Raw genomic sequence first — 9,209 nt, 5'->3', positions numbered from 1 at the left:
ACAGTGAAACGCCTCAGCGCCGATGATAGTGCGGGTTCCCGTGTGAAAGTAGGTCATCGTCAGGCTCTTACAGCCCCAAAAAGCCCAGCCCTATCAGGCTGGGCTTTTTGCGTTTCCAAACACCAAAGCGCAACACACGTCAGAACGGTGTTCTGGCTAATAGGATCCTGCAATTGCAGTAGCCAAGAGCTGGAGATGGTCGTGTCCCCCCCGCGGGCGGCGCCATTGGACCATTGGAAGCAACTTATTCGGAATCTCTTACGATTATTCCGCCTGCAACAGGCTTTCCTGCGCTGCCCCCAGATTTCATAGCATTTCGATTTAGAGCCCAGGTGCGCTGCCCCCTAGTTCTAGAGTCCGATCAACCCGGAGATGGAGCTCGAACTGCTGAAGAAGTGTAAGTGTGGGCTCAGCACCCTCTTGACGGCCGTCTGATCGATGGCAATCAGATGTCGAGCACGTGGCGAAGCATGTGGAACGGCACGCGCCATGAGTGACCGTCGCCGGTGTCGACGGTGGCCGTTCTCTGGTTGATGCGAACGACGGTGCCCACCTGGGGTTGAAGGTACTTGTCGTCGAACGAGACCTTCTCACCGCCGCGGAAGTCACTGCGAGAGGCTTTGATCGGTGGAGGTTTCGGCGGTGCTGCGGTCGCTGTCGGCTGCGCAGTTGCGGTCGGCGGTTCGACAGCCGTATAGGGAAGCTTCCACTCGCGCCGCGTCCCTTCCTCATGCAGCGTGACCTGCGTGTCCTTCATCGCCACGACCTTGCCGTTGCGCATCTGACCGTCGCGCCAGTCGAGGAAGCGCACGGTCTGCCCCAGGTTCATGTTCGTGCGCACCGCGATGATCCGTCGCGGATCGGCCAAGAGGCGCTCGATGATGGTGCTCAGCTTGAACAGCTCCAGGCTGCTCGCGCGGTTGAGTGCATCGATCAGCTTCGGGTCGGTGCCTTGCAGGTTCACTCTCGTCTTCCTTCGTTTGCGCAGCTTGGTCGCGTGGGGTTCAGGCTGCCAGTCGTTGCTCAATGTGGTGTCCGCCGATGTTCCACGGGAGCAACTCGTCGATGCGGTTGATGGGATGGTCGGCGATGCGTGCGAGCACATCGCGCAGGTACGCCTGCGGATCGAGCCCGTTCAGCTTGGCCGTCTCCACCAGACTGTAGATCGCCGCGGCCCGCTCGCCTCCGGCATCCGAGCCCATGAAGAGGTAGTTGGACCTTCCAAGGGCCACGCCACGCAAGGCGCGTTCGGCGGCGTTGTTATCGATCTCGATGCGGCCATCGTCACGGTAGCGGGTCAGCGATGTCCAGCGCGTCAGCGAGTAGCCGATCGCCTTGGCTAGTTCCGACTTCTTCGACACCTTGCCCAGCATGCTCGCGAGCCAGGCACGTAGTTCTTCGAGCAACGGCCCGGCGCGGGCTTGTCTCACCTGGCGTCTCACGTCAGGCGGCTGACCGCGGATCTGGGCTTCGATCGCGTACAGCGCCGCAATGCGTTGCAGCGCCTGTTCGGCGATCGAGCCGGGCACGAAGCCCTGGCTCTCATGCAGATCCCAGAACGGCCGACGCGCGTGAGCCCAACAAGATGCTTCGACGACCTGCCCGCTTGCGTAGATCTTGCCGTACCCACCGTAGGCATCGGCTTGAAGGATGCCGCTGTAGTTTGCGAGATGCGCCTGCGGGTGCTCGCCCTTGCGGTTGGGCGAGTAGCGATACCAGGCTGCAGGCGGCTCTGTGTTTGCGGCCGGCCGGTCGTCGCGCACGTACACCCACAGCCGACCGGTCTTGGTGCGCCCCGACCGGGATCGAGCACGGCCACCGGCGTGTCATCGGCATGCACCTTCTCGCCGGCCAGCACGTAGCGTCCGAGCGCGGCCACCAGCGGGTCGAACAGCTTCTCGCTCTGGCCCACCCAACCAGCCATCGTCGAGCAGTCGATGACGACGCCATCGCGGCCATAGATGCGGCTCAGGCGATGCAAAGGGATGTGATCGCAGTACTTGGACACCAGCACGTTGGCCAGCAGCCCAGGGCCGGCCACGCCGCGTGCGATCGGTCGGCTGGGCGCAGGTGCCTGGAAGATCGCTTCGCAAGCAACGCACGCGAGCTTGGGCCGCACATGACGGATCACCTTGAAGCGTGAGGGCACGTACTCCAACTGCTCCGAGACGTCGTGTCCGATCAGGCGAAGACGACCGCCGCAGGCGGTGCAACCGCACGGTTGCCCATTGGCGTCATGGTGATCGGTACTCGCTTCTGACCGGTAGACCTGGGTCTCGCGCGGCAGATGGGCCGGAAGCTTGCGATCGATCTCAGGTGCGTTGGCTGCAGCGACCGCAACAGCGATCGGCGGCGCGTGTTCATACAGTGGTTCGCCTTCCAGAAGAGCGATTTGAGGGTCATCGAGCTGCTCGCTGGATGATCCGAACCGCGCCCGAAGGCTGCGCAGCAGTTGCAGCTTGAGCTTGTCGACCATGAGCTTGAGGAGCACCACTTCGGCATCTCTCTCCTCGACCACTCGCAGCCAACCTTCAACGGTGTGGGGCGTGGTGGAGTCGTTGGTCGGCGTCGTCACGTCCTCCACTGTGCCGCGCGCACGGCACGTCGAACATCGGTGCTACACCGGAGGATTCTTCATACAGTGGTGGCGCACTTGATTACGCTGCAAGCAACGGCTCATGCGTTCGCACCGGCATGCGCCAGTCGATGCCTTCGAGCAGCATCGAGAGTTGCGCCGGCGTGAGCGAGATGCCGCCAGACGTGGCCTGCGGCCAGACGAAGCGGCCGCGCTCGAGGCGCTTGGCCAGCAGCATCAATCCTTGCCCGTCAAACCACAGCACCTTCAAGAGGTCGCCGCGCTTGCCGCGGAAGACGAAGACGTGGCCGTAGAACGGGTTCGCTGTGAGTGCCGTCTGCACCATGGCGGCCAAGCCGTCGAAGCCCTTCCTCATGTCGGTGTGTGGCCCGCCACGATCCACACGCGCGTGTTCGAGGGAAGGCCAATCACGCGATGGCACCCAGCAGGCGCAGCACGCAGCGCACGCTGGCTTCGTCGACCGCACCGCGCAGTCGAACACGTGTGGCACCAACGTCAATCTCGATGACGCCGCTCGAAGGGCGCGGCGCAATGGCCTTGTTGGTCTTGGTGACGGGCTCCACCTGTACCGTCACCGGCAATAGCGTCGCAGGCGCTGCTTCCTCGACTGCCGGAGCCTCCTTGCGCAGGCGAAGCCGGCGCCAGTTGAACAGGAGGCTCGCATTGATGCCATGCTCTTGCGCGATGGCTGCGACCGACGCGCCAGGTTCGAGCCTGCGATCGACCAATTCCTGCTTGAGCTCTTCGCTGTGCCTGCGCCGGGTGTCCTTGGCCGAAGTGACTCGCTTGTCCATGTGTGCACGTACCGGTTAAATGCACACATCCAAGTGTGAGCACGATCAGGCGATCCTGCTCACACCCGCCAGATCTCGCCAGAGGGCCTTGAGGCCACGCTTACGAAGAAGCGACGCACCTGTCGGCGCCGATTGAGCTTTGACCCGCCGGGGGTCAATTTTCGGCCGGCGCCAACAGACAATGGCGGTCCCGCACGAATCGCTCAACTGGTGCTCGAGTTCACGCACCGTGTAGAGCGGGTTGACGTTGACGCAGTTATGTCCTGCTTTGAGCACCCTGCGCATCGTCGTCGGAAACTGCGGAACGTTGGCGAGCATGATCGCGTGCGTTCTGCGTCCAGGCCGCGTGCCTGCAGCCATACCCTGATCGTCTGCGATCAGTCGAACAGTTTTCCCAGGTCCCGATATTGCTCAGGATGGATTTCGTGCGGCCCGCCCATGGGTAGTTCTGTCGCACAGTGGTCTTCATGCGACCTCGTTTGGCGTGGATTGTCGAAGCCACCTCGGGCCTGTTGCCGGCCCTAGGGGCGATCGCCCTTGTCGCGCATGCGATAGTTGCGCCCATGATTGCCCGTCTACAGCGTTGGTTGGTGTTGGGGTGGCTCATCGTCACTATCCTGTGGACGACCGTTTGGTGGGCGCATTCGCCCGCCATCGCCATTGTTGGACTTTGCGTTTTGATCTTCGGCCATGCATGTTTCCTGGCTGCCGAATTCATCGCGAGCTATCGCGTGGGTGTGGCGGACTCGATTCCTCGGGCCAGCGCGATGCTGTACGTGACCGCTTGGTTCGCGGAATGTTGGGCTGCGCCGCGTGTCTTCTGCTGGCAGCAGCCTTTTCGATGGCGCTCGATCCCCGATAATTTGAGACCCGATCCACGCCGCGGCGCCGTCCTGGTCCATGGGTTCGTCTGTAACCGTGGCTTCTGGAACCCATGGCTGCGCCAACTGCGCGCGAGTGGGCACGCTTTCGCCGCAGTCAATCTCGAGCCCGCCTTCGGCTCGATCGACAACTACGCGAAGATCGTCGATGAGGCGGTAGTCAGAGTAACCGCCGCCACCGGGCGACCGCCTCTCCTGATCTGCCACAGCATGGGCGGCCTTGCGGCACGAGCCTGGCTACGCGGTGCAGATGGCACTCGGGTGTATCGCATCGTCACGATTGCCACGCCACATCAAGGTACGTGGCTTGCTCGGTTCGGCCGCACGGTGAACGGCCGGGAGATGCGCATGGGCGGCGAGTGGCTGAAGAAGATCGACTGCGAACGAGCAAGCGCGCGGCAGGTGCCGTTCACATGTTGGCATTCGAACTGCGACAACATCGTCTTTCCGGCGTCGGTCGCCACGATGCCGGGAGCCGACAATCGTCTCGTTCCCGGGCGCGGTCATGTTGAGATGGCCTTTGACGAGCTCCTCAGGCGCGAAACCTTGGCTTTGCTCGATTGATCGCCAAGGCTCCACGTCGGGCCGCCTGTTCAGAGACTGATCTGAGTCTCGCCCGGCAACAGAAGGCCGGCCTCGATATCCGGCTGGGTCTCCAGTTGGCGATACAGCGGCGTGAAGTCCGGTGCGGTGAGGTCGAATAACTGGGCGAAGCTTTCGATGACGAAATACGTGCTTTGATAGCTATCGATCTTGTAGCGCGATCGCATTGCGCGCAGCAGGTCGATTGGCAGGCGGCGCGGCGCCGCGCTTCGCACCGCATGCTGGAGTTCGCCCACTGAACTCAGGATGCCCGCACCGTAAGCGCGCAAGCCGTCTGGTTGGCGGATCAAGCCGAATTCCACCGTGTACCAATAGAGGCGTGCCAGCTTCTCTCCGGCACCGAGCTCGTGCGCCTTGATGCCGCCTTGACCATAGCGCTGGACGTAATCGGCAAAGGTGGGATCGAACAACATCGGGACGTGGCCGAACAGATCATGGAAGACATCGGGTTCGACGATGTAGTTGAACTCCTCGGGCTTGCGGATCCAGTCTGTCACCGGGAATTTCCGGTTGGCGAGCAGCGTGAAGAAGGGCAGTTCGGGGATCAGTCCCGGCACTGCGACGATCTCCCAGCGGGTCGCTTTGTACAGCCGCTCGTTGATCTCGTCGAAACGGGGAATGCGATCCTTGACGCCCAAAGAAGGCAGCGATGCGATGAACGCGTCGCAAGCCAGCCCTGGAAGCTGTGCAGCCTGGCGTTCGTAGAGTCGGCGGTACGTGTCGTGATCGGCCACCGTGTAGCTGGCCCAATCCTGCGGGCATGTGTAGTCGGCAAGGACTGCGCCCCCGCGCGAATAGTCGCCGCGCGGCGGACGCTCGGATTCGCCGTAGACGGCGGGCGCGACCAAAGTCGCAGTGGCGGGGTCCATGAAAAGCTCCATTGCTTGATTACTTGAGCCAGTGATCCGTCACCCGCTGAAACTCACCGCCAGCCACCGAAAGATGCAGCCACTGGTCGACGTAGGCCTTGAAGGCGACGTCGTCGCGCGGCAGCATCCAGGCCATCTCGCCGTACTGCAGGGGCTTGTCGGGGTTGATGGCGCACAGGCCGGGTTTGAGTTTCTGTTGCGTGATGGCTTCGGCCGATTCGGTCACGAAGACGTCTGCGCGATTGGCGAGGATCTCGTCGAAGATCGTCACGTTCTCGCCATGCTGCGTGAGCTTGGCGTTCTTGAAATTGGCGCGTGCGAAGCGCTCGTTGCTGCCGCCCGGATTGAAGATGACCCGCACTTCGGGCCGATCGATCTGGGCGACGGTCTGGTACTTGGCCGCGTCGGCGCAACGTGCGATCGGGGTCTTCCCGTTGACCATGTACGGCGCACTGAAGAAGGCGCGCTTCTGACGCTCGGTGGTCACCGAAACGCCGCCCACCGCGATATCGCATTTGCCGGCGGCGAGATCGGGCAACAGGTTGGCCCAGGTCGTCTTGATCCACTCCGGCTTGGCGTTGAGGCTGTTGCTGAATGCCGTCACCAGGTCAACGTCGATACCCTCGTAGCTTGCGTCCGTCTTCTGGAAGCTGAAGGGCTTGTAGTCACCCGGCGTGCAGACGCGGACAACGCCGGATTTCTGTACGGCATCGAGACGCGAGAGCGCATCGGCCTGTCGTGCAGGCATGGCGCACCCACCTAAGGTCAATGCCGCAGCCGCCATGCAGAGGGATGAACGAAGCGAAGACGTCAGGCGCATGCGAAGCTCCAGTAAAAGGTAGGAGCGTTTATTGTGCTGCGGCGAGTACGCCGCGCCGCATCTGATCGAGTTCGATGCTTTCGAACAAGGCCTTGAAATTGCCTTCACCGAATCCATCGTCGCCCTTGCGCTGGATGAACTCGAAGAAGATCGGCCCGAGTTGGTTTTCACTGAAGATCTGCAGCAGCAGCGCGCCCTTCTTGCCGTCGATCAGGATCTTGCGCTGCTTGAGCGCGGCCAGATCCTCGCCATGGCCCGGGATGCGCTTGTCGACCAGTTCGTAGTAGGTATCGATGGTGTCCAGCAGTTTGACGCCAGAGGCGCGCAATGCGTCGACCGAATGCGCCAGATCGCGCGAGCCCATCGCAATGTGCTGGATGCCTTCGCCGTGATAGCTGTCCAGGTACTCCTGGATCTGACCGGCCTTCTCGTTGCCTTCCTCGTTGATCGGGATGCGGATCTTGCCGCAGGGGCTGGTCATGGCCTTGCTCTTCACGCCGGTGACCTGTCCTTCGATGTCGAAGTAGCGGATTTCGCGGAAGTTGAAGAGTCGCTCGTAGAAGTCGGCCCATTCCTTCAGGCGCCCGCGATGCACGTTGTGCGTCAGGTGATCGATGTAGGTAAGTCCGTGGCCTTCCGGGGCGAGCGCCTCGACGGCAGTCAGGCCTGGCAGCGCTTCGAAGTCCACGTCGTAGAAGCCAATGTTGCCGATGTCGCCGGGCTGCGCGCCGTTCTTGCCGCGCCAGCGGTCGACGAAGTAGATCAGGCTGTCGCCGATCCCCTTGATGGCCGGGATGTTCAGCTCGCCCGGGCCGGCGCCCGGCGCGAATCCCCAGGCGCCGAGCGAAATCGCGCGCTCGTAGGCCGCTTTTGCATCCTGCACGCGGAACGCGATTGCACAGATGCTCGGGCCATGCTGGCGGGCAAAGCGCTGGGCAAACGAATCCGGCTCCGAGTTGATGATGAAGTTGATCGTGCCTTGGCGATACAGGAGTACGTTCTTGTGGCGGTGCTTGGCGATGGGCCGGAAGCCCATCTGCTCGAAGACTTTGCCCATCGCGGCCGGATCGGGGGCGGCATATTCGATGAATTCGAAGCCGTCGGTACCCATTGGGTTTTCCCAAGGCGTTAAGGCGGTGGTTTCGGCGGTGCTCATGGCGCTGTCTCCGGATAGGTTCGGGGAGGGGGATCAGTGTGTCGCTGCGAATTCGCTGCGTCCGTGTTGAACTGTAAGAGCGCGGGCGATCACGATTTCGGCGTTATTGCGCCTGCTCTTGCCATGTGGCGCAGGAAAACTGCAAAAATTGCAGAATGGACGCACTTGACAAGATCGATCGCCACATCCTGCGCACCCTTCAGACCGACGGGCGGGCTACCTATGACCAATTGGCAGAGCAGGTCAGCCTCTCTGCCAGCGCGGTGTTGCGCCGCGTCAAGCGCCTGGAAGAGGCGCGCGTCATCGACCGCTATGTCGCGCTGGTGAAGCCCGAAGCCGTGGGCCTGGGCCTGACTGCGTACCTGAACGTGCGCCTCGAGAAACACACGGAAAGCCACAAGCGGAACCCGATGGACTTGTTCCGGGCAAGCGTGCAAACTTGGCCGGAAGTCGTCGAGTGCGCCGCCTTGACCGGCGAAATGGACTACCTCCTACGCGTCGTCGTGGCGGACATGGCCCACTACAGCCGCTTCATCATGGACACCTTGCTCAAGCATCCCAGCGTGCAAGATTGCAAGACCAGTTTCGTGCTGGATCGCGTCAAGGCAACAACAGCGGTACCTGTTTGACAGGTAAGTGCACACATACTTTTCTGGGAATATTGGTACTTGTTCACCAAAGAGACGCCCAAGAGACTTTACGGCCTTGTGCATCTAGGGAAAACCCTTATATTTGATGAATGCATACCGCCAAGGCCCTCCTCAAAGCCTCACTCGGCGTCGGCTCGTTCTTGAAAGCGCCCATGGTTGAGGCGCAACCGCGGACGGCCACGTCTGCTCCAGTGATGGTGCCGATCCGTTCGATCGGTCCGCGCGAGCGCGATCGCATCGCGCAGCACTTGCTTGCACTCACCCCGCACGATCGCTATTTGCGCTTCGGCTACGCGGCGTCCGATGAACAGATCCAACGCTATGTCGACAGCCTCGACTTCGAGCGCGACGAGATCTTCGGCATCTACAACCGCCGTCTCGACCTGATCGCAATGGCCCATCTCGCATTTGCGCCTGCGGAACAGCAGCAGGATTGCGCCGAATTCGGCGTGTCGGTCGCCGAGCACGCGCGCGGTCGCGGCTACGGTGCGCGACTGTTCGAACGCGCCGTCGTGGCCGCCCGCAACGAAGGCGTGGGCATGTTGTTCATTCACGCGCTGAGCGAGAACGCCGCCATGCTGAAGATCGCGCGCAGCGCGGGCGCCTCAGTCGTGCGCAGCGGGTCGGAGTCCGAGGCGCATCTCGAATTGCCGCCGGCGACCTTCGACAGCCGCATGAGCGAAATCGCACTGCAGCACTACGCCCAAGTCGACTTCCAGCTCAAGACGCGCGCCAAGCAGTTCTGGGCCTTCCTCGCCGAACTGCAGGAAATCCGCAGCGGCGTGCGCGCCGCGCGCGATCGCTCCGCGCCCTGAATCGCCGATGGGCGTCCTTGGGGCG

The 9,209-nt window shown here is 62.2% G+C and carries 10 protein-coding genes and 1 pseudogene; 3 read left to right on the top strand and 8 right to left on the bottom strand.

The window, feature by feature from the left end; translation table 11 throughout:
• Positions 1 to 445: 445 nt before the first annotated feature.
• From AC1DHL_RS13220 to AC1DHL_RS13200, 5 genes and pseudogenes are all read right to left on the bottom strand, one after another.
• Positions 446 to 964, bottom strand: a complete 519-nt coding sequence (locus tag AC1DHL_RS13220) for a hypothetical protein (RefSeq protein WP_478104751.1) — start codon at positions 962 to 964, stop codon at positions 446 to 448.
• Between the two features lie 40 nt (positions 965 to 1,004).
• Positions 1,005 to 2,575: pseudogene (gene tnpC, locus AC1DHL_RS13215) on the bottom strand (IS66 family transposase).
• A gap of 82 nt (positions 2,576 to 2,657) precedes the next feature.
• Positions 2,658 to 2,951, bottom strand: a complete 294-nt coding sequence (gene tnpB, locus AC1DHL_RS13210; RefSeq protein WP_478104750.1) for an IS66 family insertion sequence element accessory protein TnpB — start codon at positions 2,949 to 2,951, stop codon at positions 2,658 to 2,660.
• 52 nt (positions 2,952 to 3,003) lie between these two features.
• Positions 3,004 to 3,390, bottom strand: a complete 387-nt coding sequence (tnpA, locus tag AC1DHL_RS13205; protein ID WP_478104749.1) for an IS66-like element accessory protein TnpA — start codon at positions 3,388 to 3,390, stop codon at positions 3,004 to 3,006.
• 45 nt (positions 3,391 to 3,435) lie between these two features.
• Complete coding sequence (locus AC1DHL_RS13200) at positions 3,436 to 3,708, bottom strand: hypothetical protein (protein WP_478104747.1); 273 nt, start codon at positions 3,706 to 3,708, stop codon at positions 3,436 to 3,438.
• A 161-nt stretch (positions 3,709 to 3,869) separates the two neighbouring features.
• Here AC1DHL_RS13200 and AC1DHL_RS13195 point away from each other — a divergent pair, with 161 nt between their 5' ends.
• Complete coding sequence (locus AC1DHL_RS13195; protein WP_478162245.1) at positions 3,870 to 4,835, top strand: alpha/beta fold hydrolase; 966 nt, start codon at positions 3,870 to 3,872, stop codon at positions 4,833 to 4,835.
• 29 nt (positions 4,836 to 4,864) lie between these two features.
• Here the strand turns inward: AC1DHL_RS13195 and phhA are convergent, their stop codons facing one another.
• Genes phhA through hppD form a run of 3 tightly spaced genes read right to left on the bottom strand, consistent with a single transcriptional unit; the run spans position 4,865 to position 7,719 of the window.
• The gene (phhA, locus tag AC1DHL_RS13190) at positions 4,865 to 5,743 is read right to left on the bottom strand and encodes a phenylalanine 4-monooxygenase (protein ID WP_478104745.1); all 879 of its coding nucleotides are present in this window, start codon (positions 5,741 to 5,743) and stop codon (positions 4,865 to 4,867) included.
• Positions 5,744 to 5,762: 19 nt separating this feature from the next.
• Positions 5,763 to 6,563 carry a transporter substrate-binding domain-containing protein gene (locus AC1DHL_RS13185; RefSeq protein WP_478104743.1) on the bottom strand — a complete coding sequence of 267 codons (801 nt, stop codon included), beginning with the start codon at positions 6,561 to 6,563 and terminating at the stop codon, positions 5,763 to 5,765.
• A gap of 28 nt (positions 6,564 to 6,591) precedes the next feature.
• Positions 6,592 to 7,719, bottom strand: coding sequence for a 4-hydroxyphenylpyruvate dioxygenase (gene hppD / locus AC1DHL_RS13180; protein WP_478162244.1), 1,128 nt, complete (start codon positions 7,717 to 7,719; stop codon positions 6,592 to 6,594).
• A 155-nt stretch (positions 7,720 to 7,874) separates the two neighbouring features.
• Here hppD and AC1DHL_RS13175 point away from each other — a divergent pair, with 155 nt between their 5' ends.
• Complete coding sequence (locus AC1DHL_RS13175) at positions 7,875 to 8,348, top strand: Lrp/AsnC family transcriptional regulator (RefSeq protein WP_478104740.1); 474 nt, start codon at positions 7,875 to 7,877, stop codon at positions 8,346 to 8,348.
• A 110-nt stretch (positions 8,349 to 8,458) separates the two neighbouring features.
• Positions 8,459 to 9,184: an N-acetyltransferase family protein gene (locus tag AC1DHL_RS13170; RefSeq protein WP_478162243.1), complete on the top strand. Its 726-nt coding sequence runs from the start codon at positions 8,459 to 8,461 to the stop codon at positions 9,182 to 9,184.
• Positions 9,185 to 9,209: the final 25 nt, after the last annotated feature.

This window comes from Variovorax sp. 10L426 (assembly GCF_056395305.1).
Note: the sequence above shows the minus strand (reverse complement) of the source record. Positions and strands in the feature narration are given on the sequence as shown.